Below are 14,486 nucleotides of genomic sequence, written 5' to 3'. Positions count from 1 at the left end.
GGTCCTCCGTCAAGGTCCGGAAATCGGTCCGACGATGAGCTCGGCGCGGAAGGTGGTGCTCGAAAGGGTGCTCGCGACTCCGCCGGGCGGTTCGAGCCGGATGCGGCCTGTTCCATGGAGCATGATGCTCATGAAGTGGACGTTCGCCGCGCCCGCGGAGGTGTAGTCGAAGCCCGCGATGGGGCGATCGATGCGGTAGAGGTCGTTCATCTCGACGAGCAGATCGGCCGTCGCGTTCTCGATGCGGCCGAGCGTGCCGTGATGCCCGGTCTGCTTGTCGTAGGGCTGAAAGAGCGCGAAACCGAGCTCCTTCTCGAGGTACGTCCGGCCGAACCGCGTGCAGTTCTGGTAGTACGGATCGCCCGACATGCCGAGGCACTCCGTGGAGTTCTGCCGCGCGAGGAAGTCGACCTGCGCGCCGAGATCCCGCGAGAGCTTCGCGGTGACGGCGTTCATCGCGCTCTCGCCGAAGTAGCGGCTCTGCGTGGTGACGCGCGAGGTGCCGCTCGTGCTCGTCGCGATGGTGCTCGCCTGCGCGGCGAAGAGGCCGATGCCCGTGAGCATCCCGATGACGAGCACGACCACGAAGACCGTGGCCCCGCGCTCGCCGCGGCGCGCGAGGCGGCGCGTGACGGCGCTCGGGGTTCGCCGTTCGAACCGGCTCACGAGCCACCTCCCCGCGTGTTCACGAGCGCGAACTCGCGTTCGAGCGTGCGGACGCGCGCGAAACGATCCGCGCCCTTCGCCTTTTCGATGAAGAAGCGGAACGGGCGACCCGCGGGTGCCGGGATCTGCGTGGGGCGATCGGGCGCGCGGGATCGCGTGGAGAGACGAACCTGCACCGAGCGCACCGCCTCGGGCCGGCTGCCCTGCACGTCGGGCGAGCCCGCGATCGCGTAGACCTGCGTGTTCGGCACGGGATCGGTGATCGGGAAGCGCTCGAGGACCGGCGCGTCCGGCTGCGAGGTGAGGGCGAGCGCGGTGATGCCGAAGCGCAGCGCGATCGCGTACTCGGTGACGAGCTCCAGCGTGCCGGGGATCTCGGTGTCGTCCGGCGCGAGCTCGACGCGCACGAGCTCGGTGCGATCGGCGTCGCCGGTGACGTCGTTCAGGGGCTGCACGAAGTCAGCGAAGCTCGGGTCTGCCACGACGGACCGGAGCTCGTACCGGACGCGCGAGATCACGTGCACGGGCCATCCGCTGCCAAACCCCTTGATCCCACACGAGGGGCCCGTGCCTGCGGACGTTTGGATCGGAACGAGGGGCGTGTTCTGGATGACGACCTGGATCGAGTCGATCGGCGTGCCCGCCGCGGCAAACCCCTGGATGCGGCCGTAGTAGTCGCTCGTCGGGCCCTCGATGTGCAGGATGCGGCCGACGCGGAAGAGCTCGGCGAGCCTCGCCGCGACGGCGCCGTTCTGCGTCAGCGCCGTGAGGCGGCGGATCGCGCGGCTCTGCGGCTGCAGCACGATCGTCGTGGTGCTCGCGCCGGGCAGCGTCGTGCTCATGACGAAGTTCTCGCCGGAGTCGAGATCGCCCGCGATCGTGATGCGCTCGTTGCGCAGGTCGTTGCCCGCGTTCTGCGGCAGATCGGGGCGCGCCTCGATGACGACGGGCGCGAGCCTGCGCATGCCCGCCGGCCAGTCGACGAGGTTCGGCTGGGCGCAAATGCGCCGGTCGGTGAAGGGGTTTCGCGTGGCGTTGCGCCCCGCGTGCTCGAGATCCGTGCCCATGCGGCCGAGGCCCATCGCCACGGCGACCTGCGCATACGACATGCGCGCCTCTTCCTGGAAGAGGCGCACGGCGTTCTTCGAGAGGAGCACGGCCGCGGCGGCGACGAGCGCGCCCGCGGCGATGGCGACGAGCAGCTCGACGAGCGTGAAGCCGCGCCGATCGCCGCTCCGGAGGATGCGGTGGTTCGCGCGCATCAGTTCGAGGCCTCCTCCTGGCCGATCACGGTGGAGAGGTAGTAGAAGCCGTACCGCGTGTCGTTGTCCTCGATGCTCGCGGGCGCGGTCGTGCGGCACTCGGTGAACGGCGCGAGGTCGCGACGCCAGATCACGCGCACGAGGCCACGCACGGCGATCGGGTGCGTCGCGCCGACCAGCGAGAGCGGCTTCTGGACGGCGCGCGCCATCTGCAGGTGCGTGCAGAACACGCCGTTCGTCGTGGTGTCGCCGATGGCCACGTCGGCTCCGTGGATGTCGGCCACGGGCGAGCTCCAGCCGGGGACCTCGGGCGCGAGGACCCATTGCCCCGGGCCGGGCGGATTCACCGGATCGTAAACGACGGACGTGGCGAGCCAGCGCGTCTCGCCGATGTCCGAGATGCCGAGCGGATCGTTCCACTGGAGCGCGTCGACCTTGAGGCGCTCGGCCCACGTGGACGCCACTTGCCGCGCGCCGTCGCCGATCCGTGCGTTCGAGTTGCCGATCAACGCGACCTTCTGCAGCGCGATCACGCCCGTCGCGCCGACCGCGAGGATCGCGAGGGCCATCATCACCTCGATGATCGTGTAGCCACGCACTGCCCGCCTCATTGGATCACCCTCGGCAGGCCAAACGACGGCACGAGTACGCGGCGAATCCGGCCGTTCGAGAGGTTCTTCACGGAGACCTTCGCCGCGCCGACCATCTGCGTGAAGGCGCCGTCGTTGTACCGGACGAACGCGGTGCGGCGCGCGAAGCAGACGTCGGCGACCTCTTGGCTCGCGTTGTCGGGGCCGAGGAAGCCGACGTCGACGAGGGTCTTCTTGTCGGTCGAGGCGAACCGGTAGGTTTGTCGTTCGAGGAGGGGGTCGTCCCAGTTGATCGTGTTGCAGCCGCGCGGCGAGATCAGCGTCGGCGTGGGCGTGTCGAGCGCGGCGCGGATCGTCTCGATCTGCACGGAGCCGCTCGGCTTGCGGAAGCGCACGAGGAACGTGGCGCGCTCGGACGACTCGACGTAGCCGCGGCGATAGACCTCCGCGAGCTGCATCGTGAGGCGGCTCAAGCCGATGTCGCGCATGATGCGGATGAACGCAGGCGACGCGACCGCGGCGAGCAGCGCGATCATGAAGATGACCACGAGGATCTCGGTCAGCGTGAAGCCACGCCGCCGCTCCACCGCACCTGCGGTCCGCCTTCGGGGAAGTCGGCGAGAAAGGAAACGAGCCACCATCATGATTGGTAGCAAGCCTCGTGCCTTCTTAGAGAAGTTTTCGGTTGCGCTGAACGGGCCGGGAGCAAGGCCGGATGCGTGGTGCCACGCGAGGCGAGCCGCTACGGATTGCGACGCTCTGCAAAAGTTGCGGGATCCGGGGGGCCGGGAGCCTCGCGCCCTTGCACCGGTCTTCTGATCGTTGCATGTGCGGTCGACCATGATGCAACGGCACGCGGCATTCGGTTCCCTCCTCGCCCTCGCCCTCGTCAGCGCTTGCAAGAACGAGGAGCCTCGTGGCGCGGCGCCTCCGCCGCCGCCCGCGGCGAAACCTGCGGCCTGCGCGGGCGGCGGCGGGACCCTGTCCGACGCGCAGTCGGCGGCGTTTTTCCCGCGCACCACGGGGGGTTTTTGCCTCGACCCGAACGGCGGCGACAAGACGTACGGCGAGGGCGCGAGCCTCCCGCTCGATCAGATCTGCGACATGTTCGACGGCGAGTGCGAGATCTACAAAGGCTTCGGCGTTCGCCGCGTCGTCGAGCTGCGTTACGTCGACGGCAGCGGCAGCGCGGCGACCATCGACGTGCACCTCTCCAAGTTCGGCACGACCGAGGGCGCGTACGCGATGTTCACGAAGCGCGTCGTCGGGGACGGCGATCCCGCGGGCGAGGACACGCCGCGGGCCATCGAGGGCGGGGGCGCCGCGGCGCTCGGCCTCGGGACGGCGTACCTCTGGCGCGGCGCGCACCTCGCGGAGATCACGTACAACGACGAGGCCGCGGCGGAGCCCGCCATCAAGGCGCTCGGGGACAAACTGCTCGCGCCGCTCGTGAAGGAGATCGGGGCGAAGCTGCCCGGCGAGACGGCGCTCCCGCCGGCCGCGGCAGCGCTGCCGGAGGCGAACCGGCTGCCGCTCGGCGTGCGCGTGGTGACGAAGGATCTCCTGGGGATCCCGAGCACGGGCGGCGGCGCGTTCGGCTACTACAAGGACGGGGACAAACGGTATCGGTTCGCCGTCCTGGTGCGCGTGGACGAAGAGCAGGCGAAGGACGTGCTCGCGACGCTCGGCAAGGGGCCCGGGGCGCAAAAAGAGAAGGGGATCGGCGACGGCGCCGTGCGCTTCATGAGCAAGGAAGGCGAGGCGCCCGCGGTCGAGTGGATCGTGGCGCGCACGGGCAGCCGGCTCGTGGGGATCGGCGACGAGGTGCGCGTGCTGCGGAGCGGGATGACGGCCGACGAGGTCGGGAAGGTCTCGCTCGGCAAGGACGAGAAGACGAAGCGGCTGAAGGACGTGATCGCGAAGAAGTGAACCGCACCCCCCGACCCCTCTCCTTCGGGAGAGGGGCAGGGGAGAGGGGCTGTCCGTCGCGCGTTACTTCGTCCTCAAAATGACGTGGTAGCCGAAGGGCGTCTCGACGAGGCCGCTGACCTCGTTGACCTTCAGCTTCTCGACCGCCTCCTGGAAGGGACCGACCATCGCGCCCTTCGGGAAGAGGCCGAGGTCGCCGCCGCGGGCGCCGGCGTTCGGCTCGTCGCTGTACTCCCCGACGATCGTCTCGAACTTCCCGCCGTCTTTGACCTTCTTCAGGCCTTCCTCGGCGCGCGTCTTCGCCTCTTCCTTCGTGCGCGTGATGTTCGCGGGCGCGCGCATGCTGCCCTTGTACATCACGAGGAAGTGCTTCGCGCCGAACATCTCGCGCGGCGGCTGCTGCTGCGCGGGGGCCGTGGGGCGAGGCGGCGTCGCGGGCGTCGCCTGGGTGGCAGGCTGCGTCGAGGCCGTCTCGGTGTGCGCGGCGCCGCCCTGGGGCTTCGCGGCGAGGAAGCCGAGCGGCTTGTTGAACATGCCGAAGAAGCCGAGGATGCCGATCAGCACGAGCACGGCCAGGACAACGTGCGGCGTCCACCAGTAGGGGTCCTCGTCGTCGCCGTGCGCGGCGGCGTCGTGGCCCTGGTGCTTCGCGTGCTCGTCTTCCGCTTCGTCCTCGTCTTCTTCGTCGTCCTCTTCGTCCTCTTCTTCTTCGTCTTCCTCTTCCTCTTCCTCTTCGGACTCGCCTTCCGCGCCCTCTTCCTCCTCGTCCTCGTCTTCTTCTTCGTCCTCCGCCCGCTTCTTGTCGAGCTCGGGATCCTCTTCGGCCTTGCGCTGCGTCTTGGTCTCTTTGCTCATGATGACTTCTTCGAGAGAGGGCTTTGCCCCACCGTTCATGCCGCGCGGGCGGCTTTGACCTGCTGTCGGTCCGGTCGAGTTAGCATGCGCCTCGGCGGCTCGTCAGGCGATCTCCGCGTATCCGCCCGTGAGCACCGCCTCCGGTCGTCCCTTCACGCTCGCCTGGAGCGCCACCTTTCCACCTTCGAGCAAGAATCCCTGCGTGACGATGGTGTCCCCAGGCCAGACCGGCTTGCGGAACTGCGCGGACAAAACCCGCAAGCGCGAAGCATCTCCCCCGAGGAGGCCCTTCACGACCGCGCGCGCCGCGAACCCGTACGTCGCGAGCCCGTGCAGGATGGGGCCCTGCGGGAAGCCGACGGACGCGGCGAACGCCGGGTCGGCGTGCAGCGGGTTATGGTCGCCGCAGAGGCGATAGAGCAGGGCTTGCTCGGGGGACGTGGTCTCCTCGTGGGTGAACGTCGGCTCGCGATCCTTCGGGAGCGAAGGTTCGTCCGGATCCGAAGGCGGGCGCGGGCCGCTGAAGCCGCCTTCGCCGCGGTAGAGGATCGACCACGTGGTCTCGTAGACGCGCTCGCCGCTCTCGAGCGTGGTCGTCGTGTCGATGACGACCTGGGCGAGTTTCTTCATGTCGTAGATGCCGCGGATCGTGGCGGTCGTGAGGAACGTGCCGGACGGCGGGATCGGCGCGAGGGCGCGGATCTTCTGGCCGCCGTGGACGACCATGGCGAAGTTTCCGCCCGTGCGCGCGAGCGACTTGAACACGGGCTCCGTCGCGGGGATCACGGCGAAGGTCGGGACCACGCGGATCCCGCCTTCGATGCCCTCGTAGAGGTAGGCGAGCTCGTCGCGTTTCGCGCCGATGCCCAGCGCGTAGAGCGCGAGCGTCTTCCAGTCGTAGGGGAACGAGCACGGCTCCGTGGTGAAGCCCAAACTCGATAGATCGAGGGCCATTGCGCCTTCCGTAAGGATCGAGACGGGGACACGTACCGATCTCGCGCGGACGCGTCAATTCCCTGTTTAGAGCGCGAGGCGGTAGGCCACGAGCAAGCCGAACTCCAGCATGTCGACGCGGCCCGAGAGCGACGCGCTGTCGCCCGTGGGCGCCTGCACCGGCTCGGTCGGGAGGAACCAGCTCGCGTAACGCAGCGTCGTGCCGAGCGACCAGTTCGGGGCCACCGTCCACTCGCCGCCGATCGCCAGGCCCGGCGCGAGGCCCTCGGTCGAGAGCGTCGCGGCGCGCGGGCCGACGAAGGCCGTGTCCGCCGCGGGCTCACGATCCGTGACCACGGTCCAGGCGTCGCGGATGATCACCGCGCCGAGCGTCACGCCGCCCCACCACACCCACTTGTCGCTCTGGATACCGTAGTAACGGAGCTGCCCCTCGACGAGGAAGTAGCTGCGGTCGTGCTCGCGATCGAGCTCGGCGGCGCCCGGCGCCGTGCCGCTGAGGAGCGATTGCGCCCAGGAGATGCTCGCGCCGAGGCCGAAGCGGCCGATGCGGTACTGGTTGTAGACGCCGAGCGAGAAGCTCGTCTCGCCCTTCTCGCAGCTCGTGCGCGAGCGCGGACAGACGTTCGCCGCGGGCAAGCTGAGCAGGCCCGCGTTCACCGAGACGAGCGTGTGCGTGTAGTCCTGCTCCAGGGCCGCGGAGGCGCGGCGCGCGGCGGCCGACTCCTGGCCCTGCGCGTGGGCGCGGGAAGGGCACGTGACGAGCGCGGCGAGCGCGGCGGCCGTGGTCGCGAGGGCGACGAGCAGGGGGCGAGTCGCGCGCGTCAGAGCCATGGCCCACCGGTGGGTGTGGGCGGCGGATCGTTCGTTGGCAAGGGCGGCGGCGTGGGCGGAAGCACGGGGCCGTCCGGGACCGTCGGTTTGCCCGCGGGCTCCTTCGTCGTGGACGTCGGCGTGGGGGTTGCCGTGGGGCCGGGCGTGGTCGTCGCCGAAGCGCTCGGGAGCGGTTTTCCGTCCTTGCCCGTGGGGCGCGGCGCAGGGAAGCGGCCGTTCGGGCGCGGATCCGTGGGGACGGCGCGAGGGGCGTTGCTCGTCGCGGGCGCGAGCTCCACGGGCGCCTTCGATTCGAGTTCGGCGACGAGGTGTTGCGCCGTCGTGAGCGAAGGGTTCAGCGCGACCGCGATCCGAGCGAGGTGCAGGGCCTCCACGGGATCACCGGCGTACTTGCGCCCGAGCGCGCTCGTGACGAGGCGCTCGGCGGCCTCGCGGCGTAGCTCCTTCACGCGCGCGTCGCCGGGCCAGCGCGTGTTCACGGCGTCGAGGATCTCTTTGACGTTGTCGCCGGGCGGCGCGTCCCAGGCCTGGCGCTTCATGGCGTCGCGCGCGGCTTCGAGGCGGCCGTCGAGCGAGTCGGCCGAGGTCGCGCCGACGAGGCCGAGGCGCTTGCCCCCGAGGACGATCACGAGCGGCGCCGCGGCGAGGCAGAGGACGATCGTGACGATGCGCGTGAGGCGCGCGCGTCGCTTCGTGTCGGCCGGCGGAGGCAAGGAGAGCGGCGTCTCCGTGCCTTGCATCGTCGACTCGCGCGCGAACGGGGCCGCGGGCGAGGCGTGATCGTCGGGGTCGTCGAGATCCCCCGCGTCGTCCGCGTCGACGCGGGACTCGCTCCGGATCGAAGGCGGCGCGGCGGTCGTCTCGTCGTCGTCCTCGATCGCAGGGGACGACACGGCGCGGCCCGCGGAGGACGTGGGCGCCGGCGGCACGAACGGCGCGGGGGAGCTGTCCGGATCGTCGACGATCCGCGAGGAGATCGGCAGCGGGGTCGCTTCGGGGTGCGCGGCGACGCCGCCGATCTTCGCGGCGAGATCCGTGGAGAGCTCCAGGGACTTCGTGCGCTCCTTCGAGGGGAGCTTCACCGCGCCTTGCCGCGCGAAGAGCAAGTTCGATCGGGCAAGCTCGTCCGGATCGAGGCCGCTCTGGCGCGCGGCTGCGTAGAGATCCTTGCCGAGCGCGCGCGCGTCGGCGGCGCGCGCCTCCGGCTTCTTCGCGAGGTTCTGCATGATCACCGCGGCGAGCGGCGCGGGGACGTAACTCGCGCGCGGGATGCGGAGCAGGTCGGGCGGCGGATCGTGCGTGTGCTGGATCAGGAGCTGCACCGGCGACTCGCCTTCGAAGGGCGTTCGGCCGGCGAGACACTGGTAGAGGATCGTCGCGATCGAGTAGACGTCGGCCGCGGGGCTCACGGGTTTGCCCTCGGCGCCCTCGGGCGAGATGTACTTCGCCGTGCCGAAGATCAGGCCCGCCTGCGTGGCCATCGAGCCCCCACGATCGGCCCAGTCGAGGCGCGCGATGCCGAAGTCGAGGACTTTGACGAAGTCCGGGTCGTCGCCGCGGCGCACGAGCATCACGTTCTCGGGCTTGAGATCCCGGTGCACGATGCCCTGCGCGTGGGCCTCGCCGACGGCGTCGCAGATCTGGAGCGCGATGTGCATCGCGCGCGGCAATGGCAACGCCGAGGGCTCGCCGCCGGTGCCCGCCGCCGCGAGCGCGGAGAGCAGCGACATGCCGTCGAGGTACTCCATCACGAGGTACATCTCGCCGCCCGTGCGGGGATCGCCGCGCTGCGGGATCGTGCCGGTCATGAGGACCGAGACCACGCCGGGGTGCGCGAGGCGGCTCGCGATCTTGGCCTCGCGGTGGAAACGTCCGACGAGCTCGGCGTTGCCGCTGAGCTCGCGGTGGAGGATCTTCACGGCGACGTCGCGATCGATGCCGGCCTGGAAGGCGCGGTAGACGCGGCCCATCGAGCCGATGCCGATCAGGTGCTTGATGCGGATTTGCCCGCTGAGCTCGAGGCCCGCGTACGGGTCGACCTCGGGGCTCGAGAGCGAGGGCCCCTTCACGTTCACGAGGGGCGTGCCGTCCTGTGGGCAGAAGAGGACATCCGCGTCGTAGCGCTCGCCGCACGACGGGCAACTCTTCGTAGGGGACGGGGTCATCGGCGGGACGAGTGTAGCAGGAACGCGTGGATCCCACGCGGCCTCCGGATTACCGTCCGGGCCCAGGTGAGCAAGGCGAGGGCGAACGCGGCGGGCAAGACCCAGGAGAAGGCGAAGGCGGCCCCTTCCCCTTCGTCCTCGTCCGCGCGCGCCCGCGAGCCACGCGGCAAGGCGCCCGAGGCCCCGACGCCGATCCGCGAGGCGATGCCCGCGGCGGCCGAGGCGCTCGACAACGACAACGACAACGCCTACCGCATCGCGCTGCCGCAGTTCGAGGGGCCGCTCGATCTGCTGCTGCACCTGATCCAGCAGCACGAGCTCGATATCCTCGACATCCCCGTGAGCTTCATCACGCAGAAGTACCTCGCGTACCTGTCGATGATGCGGGCTTTGTCGATTGATCTCGCGAGCGAGTACCTCGTGATGGCGGCGACGCTGACGCACATCAAGTCGAAGATGTTGCTGCCGGTGGTGCCCAAGGATCAGGACGGGGATGGGCTGCCGGAGGAGGAGGTCGATCCGCGGGAGGAGCTCGTCCGGCGGCTGCTCGAGTACCAGAAGTACAAGGCGGCGGGGGCGGACCTCGCGGAGCGCGGGACGCTCGGGAAGGACATCTTTTCGCGCGGGATCCCGGAGCCCGTGCCGGAGGGGCCGGCGCCGTTCGCGCCGCCGGGGGTGTTCTCGCTCTTCGACGCGCTGGAGAAGCTGCTCAAGCGCACGAACGTGAAGATCGAGCACCAGGTCAACTTCGATCGGATCACGATCACGGACCGGATCGTGCAGCTCACGGAGCGGCTCACGGGCCGGCGGCGCGCGACGTTCGAGGAGCTCGTGCTCGACGATCCGGCACGGAAAGGCGCGCCGCTGACGCGCTTCGACATCGTGATCACGTTCCTCGCGATCCTGGAGATGGCGAGGATGAAGCTGCTCCGGATCTACCAGTCGGATCCGCTCGCGACGATCCACCTGGAGCTGTCGATACGGGAGGGGACGAGCGAAGACGACGAAGACGCGTCGACCGAGGCGCCAAGCAACGACAGGGGCGTCGAGCGGGAGCCGACCGAGGCGCCAAGCAACGATAGAGACGCCGAGCGGGAGCCGACGGAGGCGCCAAGCGACGACAGGGACGTCGAGCGGGAGCCGACGGAAGCGCCAAGCAACGATAGAGACGCCGAGCGGGAGCCGACGGAGGCGCCAAGCGACGACAGGGACGTCGAGCGGGAGCCGACGGAAGCGCCAAGTGACGACAGGGGCGTCGATCCGGAGGCGACCGAGGCGCCTGTCGCGGTAAGAGAGGCCGAGGAGGAGCTGACCGAGGCGCCTGACGACGACAGAGAGGTCGAGCAGGAGCCGATCGAGCCGAAGGTGAACGATGGCGACTGAGGGCGGCTCGAGGCGGCGCGGGAAGTTGCGGCTCGTGCCGCAGCCGCAAGAGGAGGCCCCGCCGGACAGCGACTCGCCCGAGCGGCTCCGCCGCGCGGCATGGGCATGGTTCCATCCGAAGACGGCGGAGACCACGCCGGTCACGGAAGCGGAAGCGGTCGCGGAGGCGGAAGCGCCGCCGGTCCCGGAGCCGGAGGCGGAGACCGCGCCGGTCCCGCAGGCGGAGGCGGCGCCCGCCAAGCCGTCGAAGGCGAAGGCGAAGGCGAAAGCTGCGCCGGTCGCGGCGCCGGAAGCGGAAGCGGTCGCGGCGCCGGAGGCGGAAGCGGTCGCGGCGCCGGAAGCGGAAGCGGTCGCGGCGCCGGAAGCGGTCGCGGCGCCGGAAGCGGAAGCGGAAGCCGCGCCGGGAGCGGAGCCATCGACCGAGACGGCCGAGCCCAAGCGCAAGCGCGCGCCCCGCAAGCCGAAGCCCGCGCCGCTCTCGCCGGTCGAGCGGTTTCGTTCGCTCGCGGCCGCGTTTTTCCGGGCGCAGCGCCTCGTCAGCAACGTCGGCAAGACGCCCGCGGCCGCGACGAACGGCGCCCCGGACGGCGCTGCGGCTGCGCAGGAAGAGAACGCCGGACAGGCGAGCGGCGCGGTTGCCCGCGCGCATCTGAAGGGTGTGCTGGAAGCCCTGATCTTCGCGTCCGAGCACCCGATGACGTCACGCGACCTCGCGCGCGTGGCGAAGGCGGAGCACCGCCTCGTCGTGTCGCTGCTCGGCGAGCTCGGGGCCGAGTACCGGAACCGCGGGATCCGGCTCGACGAGGTCGCGGGCGGGTACGTGTTCCGGACGAGCCCGGCGTTCGCGCCGTTCGTACGCGAGCAGGTCGCGAAGAAGCCGGTGAAGATGACACGCGCGCAGGTCGAGACGCTGGCGATCGTCGCCTACCGACAGCCGATCACGCGGCCGGAGATCGACGAGGTGCGCGGCGTGGACTCGGGCGCGGTGCTCAAGTCGCTGCTCGAACGCGACCTCGTGCGTATCCTCGGCAAGAAGGAAGAGCCGGGGCGGCCGATGCTCTACGGGACGACGGCGCAGTTCCTCGAGTTCTTCGGCCTGCGCACGCTCTCGGATCTGCCGACGCTCCGCGAGTTCACCGAGCTGTCGGACGAGTCGCGGCGCGCCTACGAGCGCGAGATGGGCGAGGAGCCGCCGGAGGCAGCGGTCGCCTTCACGGACACGAGCTCACCCGCGGCGGACGGTGGTCTCATGGGAGGCGAGGGCAGCTTCCAGCGGCACGTCGTGCCGCCGGAGGGAGCGGCCGCCGGCGATACGGAGAGCGCAACGCGTGACGAGTTTGCATTCACGGACGAGGATCGGACGCAGATGGAGAGCGGCGGGGAGGAAGCGATGAACGACGTGCAAGCAGCGAGCGACGAGTGGTCCGAGAAGGAAGAGGCCGAGGAGCGGTTGGCCGCTGAGGACGAGGACGAGGACGAGGACGAGGACGAAGACGAGGACGAGGACGAGGACGAGGACGAAGACGAAGACGAGGACGAAGACGAAGACGAGGACGAAGACGAAGACGAGGACGAGGACGAGGACGAAGACGAGGACGAGGACGAAGACGAGGACGAGGACGAGGACGAGGACGAAGACGAGGACGAGGACGAGGACGAGGACGAGGACGAGGAAGAAGACGAGGACGAGGACGAGGACGAAGACGAGGACGAGGACGAGGACGAATAACCCTCGGCCGGGTCAGGTCACGTCGAGCCGGACTCCTCGGCGGGGTCCGGGTAGGCCTCCGCGAGCTTGCCGACTTCACGGCGCAGCTCGGCGTGCGCCACGAGCTTCCGCACGAGCTTCCACGTCTCTGGATCCGCGAGCACGGCCATCGGCGACGCCGCCACGGCTCCGCGCCGCGGCTTGCGCACGATCGCCCCTTTCCCCTTGCTCCGGAGTTCTTCCATCTTCGTGACGAAGCGCTTCGTCGGGAACAGGTCGCCTCGCTCCCACGCGAGCACCGTCTCCTGTTCGAGCCCGAGCGCCGCCGCGAGCTCCTTCGCCGTGCAATCGAGCTCCTTGCGGAGCGCCTTGAGGTCATCGGGCGTCATGGGCGCGTAAACCTATCAATTTCACGCAACCGGCGGGGGCTCCGGTCGATGTACCGGCATGCAAACCCTCGCATGCCCGAAGGCCTCCCGGCTCACCCCCACGCTCCTCGCCCTCGCCCTCGCCCTCGTCGCTTGTCGGCCCGATCTCCCGATCCCCGAAGCCCGTCCCGGGTTCATGACGCCGCCGGCCGGGATCACGGTCGCCTTCGAACCGGAGGCGCCCGTCACGGCGGCGCCGCGTGTGCTCCGGCTGCACGTCGCCGCGGAGCCGGCGCTCGACGAGGCGCGGCTCTTCCTCGTGCGCGGCGAGGTGCGTGACAGCCACCTCCGGCAGATCGAGCAGGACGACGTCTCGAAGGCGCTCGCCGCGCGGTTCGTGCCGAGTCGAACCTGGCGGGAGGACGATGGGTCGGTGGTGCTCGCGCCGACGGCGCCGCTCGATCCGGGCGAGACGTACGCCGTGGCGAGTGGGGAGCCGAAGGCGAGCCTTCCCTTCGTGGTGGAGCCGGCCGAGGCGGCGCCGCTGCTCGTCCGCGTGTGGCCGCCGGTCGAGGCGACGGGCGCGGGCTTGTTCGGGCTTTATTGCGGGGAGATGACGCTGCCCGAGGTGACGTTCGAGGCCACGCTGGCGCCAGACGGGCCGCTCGGCGCGTTTGGTCGGGGCATTGCGCCGGCGGGCGCGGGGGGCGCTTGCCTGCGCTTCGTGGGTCGAGGGCTCGCGCCGCCGGACGGGGGGCCCTGGGTGCCACCACCCGTCGTGTGGCTGCCCGGCCTGCCGTGGCCGCTGCGGCTCGATCCACGGCCCTTTGGGGGCGTGAACGAGGACGTGGGCGAGGCGATCGAGGGGCCGCTCGACCCGGGGGCGCTCGTATGCACGGCGTTCGAGGTTCCGTTCGGGCCGGGTTGTGTGGAGGTCGAGGACGACCGGCTGCTCGGGCGCGCGCCCGAGGCGGCCCTGTTATGGGGGATCGCCGGCGAGGGGCTCGACGTGGTGATGACGACCGGGAAAAACGAGCGGTTCGTCCTCAAGGGATTGCCCGCGGGCAAAGACATCACGCTGGACGTCACGACGATCGACCTGCGCGGACGGGAGCAACGTCGGAAGTTTTCCGCGACCACCCTGACGCCGATGCCACACGTCGTGCTGAACGAGGTGATGGCCAATCCGCTCGGGCCGGAGCCGGATCAGGAGTGGGTCGAGCTCTACAATGACGGGGCCGTGGAGGCGGCGCTCGGCGAGCTCGTGATCAGCGATATCGGGGGCGAAACCGTGCTGCCGGGAATCATGCTGCCGCCTGGGCGCTTTGCTGTGATCGTGAACGAGACGTTCGTCCCAGACGACGAGATCGACGTGCCGCCGGCCGAGGATGCAATCGTTGTGCGCGTCCCCGCGCTCGGGAAAAGCGGGCTTGGCAATGGGGGCGAGATCGTGCGGCTGCTCGATATGCGTGGACGCATTCTTTCCAGGTTTCCCGCCATTCCAAAACCAAAGGCTGGTCAAAGCGTGGCACGGCGGTCACCCGACGCACCGGATGGAGTGAGCGATTCTTTCCTGCTGGCCCCTCCGACGCCGGGGGCCGCGAACACAGCGTCATTCCCTTGACTACGGAAAAACCGTGCTCGGAGGTGGCCGTGATGGAGAAGGCGTCTTACTTGCCTACGAGAGCGAACGTTCCTTGCCTGTACAGACGGGCGGGGACGTCCGAGGGAGCGAGCAAGCGGTGTCGTTCCTACATCGGAGCCAGCGGCCTCAA

The 14,486-nt window shown here is 70.0% G+C and carries 13 protein-coding genes; 4 read left to right on the top strand and 9 right to left on the bottom strand.

Annotated elements, in window-relative coordinates:
- Window positions 1-9 precede the first annotated feature (9 nt).
- Genes QHF89_RS17460 through QHF89_RS17445 form a run of 4 tightly spaced genes read right to left on the bottom strand, consistent with a single transcriptional unit; the run spans window position 10 to window position 3,105 of the window.
- The gene (locus tag QHF89_RS17460) at window positions 10-666 is read right to left on the bottom strand and encodes a hypothetical protein (RefSeq protein ID WP_136969290.1); all 657 of its coding nucleotides are present in this window, start codon (window positions 664-666) and stop codon (window positions 10-12) included.
- Entirely contained in the window at window positions 663-1,928 is a 1,266-nt protein-coding gene (locus QHF89_RS17455) for a prepilin-type N-terminal cleavage/methylation domain-containing protein (protein WP_284720613.1), read from the bottom strand. The genes QHF89_RS17460 and QHF89_RS17455 overlap by 4 nt, the downstream gene beginning before the upstream one ends.
- Window positions 1,928-2,539, bottom strand: a complete 612-nt coding sequence (locus tag QHF89_RS17450) for a type IV pilus modification PilV family protein (protein WP_136969292.1) — start codon at window positions 2,537-2,539, stop codon at window positions 1,928-1,930. The genes QHF89_RS17455 and QHF89_RS17450 overlap by 1 nt, the downstream gene beginning before the upstream one ends.
- A complete protein-coding gene (locus QHF89_RS17445) occupies window positions 2,536-3,105 on the bottom strand; it encodes a prepilin-type N-terminal cleavage/methylation domain-containing protein (RefSeq protein WP_284720612.1) in 570 nt (189 codons plus the stop codon). Before QHF89_RS17445 ends, QHF89_RS17450 begins: the two co-directional genes overlap by 4 nt.
- Window positions 3,106-3,358: 253 nt before the next feature.
- Here QHF89_RS17445 and QHF89_RS17440 point away from each other — a divergent pair, with 253 nt between their 5' ends.
- Window positions 3,359-4,447, top strand: a complete 1,089-nt coding sequence (locus tag QHF89_RS17440) for a DUF6599 family protein (RefSeq protein WP_284720611.1) — start codon at window positions 3,359-3,361, stop codon at window positions 4,445-4,447.
- A gap of 63 nt (window positions 4,448-4,510) precedes the next feature.
- Here the strand turns inward: QHF89_RS17440 and QHF89_RS17435 are convergent, their stop codons facing one another.
- From QHF89_RS17435 to QHF89_RS17420, 4 genes are all read right to left on the bottom strand, one after another.
- A complete protein-coding gene (locus QHF89_RS17435) occupies window positions 4,511-5,302 on the bottom strand; it encodes a peptidylprolyl isomerase (protein WP_136969294.1) in 792 nt (263 codons plus the stop codon).
- Between the two features lie 102 nt (window positions 5,303-5,404).
- Window positions 5,405-6,256, bottom strand: coding sequence for a MaoC/PaaZ C-terminal domain-containing protein (locus QHF89_RS17430; RefSeq protein WP_136969295.1), 852 nt, complete (start codon window positions 6,254-6,256; stop codon window positions 5,405-5,407).
- A 66-nt stretch (window positions 6,257-6,322) separates the two neighbouring features.
- The gene (locus tag QHF89_RS17425; protein WP_284720610.1) at window positions 6,323-7,087 is read right to left on the bottom strand and encodes a hypothetical protein; all 765 of its coding nucleotides are present in this window, start codon (window positions 7,085-7,087) and stop codon (window positions 6,323-6,325) included.
- Window positions 7,078-9,252 (bottom strand): serine/threonine-protein kinase, encoded by a 2,175-nt coding sequence (locus tag QHF89_RS17420; protein WP_136969296.1) that lies wholly within the window; start codon window positions 9,250-9,252, stop codon window positions 7,078-7,080. Before QHF89_RS17420 ends, QHF89_RS17425 begins: the two co-directional genes overlap by 10 nt.
- Window positions 9,253-9,318: 66 nt before the next feature.
- Here QHF89_RS17420 and QHF89_RS17415 point away from each other — a divergent pair, with 66 nt between their 5' ends.
- The gene (locus QHF89_RS17415; RefSeq protein WP_136969297.1) at window positions 9,319-10,635 is read left to right on the top strand and encodes a segregation and condensation protein A; all 1,317 of its coding nucleotides are present in this window, start codon (window positions 9,319-9,321) and stop codon (window positions 10,633-10,635) included.
- Complete coding sequence (gene scpB / locus QHF89_RS17410; RefSeq protein ID WP_284720609.1) at window positions 10,625-12,364, top strand: SMC-Scp complex subunit ScpB; 1,740 nt, start codon at window positions 10,625-10,627, stop codon at window positions 12,362-12,364. Before QHF89_RS17415 ends, scpB begins: the two co-directional genes overlap by 11 nt.
- Before the next feature lie 17 nt (window positions 12,365-12,381).
- Here the strand turns inward: scpB and QHF89_RS17405 are convergent, their stop codons facing one another.
- Window positions 12,382-12,732, bottom strand: coding sequence for a helix-turn-helix domain-containing protein (locus QHF89_RS17405; RefSeq protein ID WP_136929832.1), 351 nt, complete (start codon window positions 12,730-12,732; stop codon window positions 12,382-12,384).
- 58 nt (window positions 12,733-12,790) lie between these two features.
- Here QHF89_RS17405 and QHF89_RS17400 point away from each other — a divergent pair, with 58 nt between their 5' ends.
- Window positions 12,791-14,335 (top strand): lamin tail domain-containing protein, encoded by a 1,545-nt coding sequence (locus tag QHF89_RS17400; protein ID WP_136969298.1) that lies wholly within the window; start codon window positions 12,791-12,793, stop codon window positions 14,333-14,335.
- Window positions 14,336-14,486: the final 151 nt, after the last annotated feature.

Origin of the sequence: Polyangium sorediatum, assembly GCF_029946465.1 — a bacterium.
Classification (GTDB): domain Bacteria; phylum Myxococcota_A; class Polyangia; order Polyangiales; family Polyangiaceae; genus Polyangium; species Polyangium fumosum.
The sequence above is the reverse complement of the archived record's forward strand: the minus strand, read 5'-3'. Positions and strand labels throughout refer to the sequence as shown.

Coding starts and splice junctions, on each gene's coding strand:
- QHF89_RS17405 (WP_136929832.1), bottom strand. CDS start 12,732: ATGACGCCCGATGACCTCAAGGCGCTCCGCAAGGAGCTCGATTGCACG.
- QHF89_RS17440 (WP_284720611.1), top strand. CDS start 3,359: ATGATGCAACGGCACGCGGCATTCGGTTCCCTCCTCGCCCTCGCCCTC.
- QHF89_RS17420 (WP_136969296.1), bottom strand. CDS start 9,252: ATGACCCCGTCCCCTACGAAGAGTTGCCCGTCGTGCGGCGAGCGCTAC.
- QHF89_RS17455 (WP_284720613.1), bottom strand. CDS start 1,928: ATGCGCGCGAACCACCGCATCCTCCGGAGCGGCGATCGGCGCGGCTTC.
- QHF89_RS17450 (WP_136969292.1), bottom strand. CDS start 2,539: ATGAGGCGGGCAGTGCGTGGCTACACGATCATCGAGGTGATGATGGCC.
- QHF89_RS17400 (WP_136969298.1), top strand. CDS start 12,791: ATGCAAACCCTCGCATGCCCGAAGGCCTCCCGGCTCACCCCCACGCTC.
- QHF89_RS17430 (WP_136969295.1), bottom strand. CDS start 6,256: ATGGCCCTCGATCTATCGAGTTTGGGCTTCACCACGGAGCCGTGCTCG.
- scpB (WP_284720609.1), top strand. CDS start 10,625: ATGGCGACTGAGGGCGGCTCGAGGCGGCGCGGGAAGTTGCGGCTCGTG.
- QHF89_RS17425 (WP_284720610.1), bottom strand. CDS start 7,087: ATGGCTCTGACGCGCGCGACTCGCCCCCTGCTCGTCGCCCTCGCGACC.
- QHF89_RS17435 (WP_136969294.1), bottom strand. CDS start 5,302: ATGAGCAAAGAGACCAAGACGCAGCGCAAGGCCGAAGAGGATCCCGAG.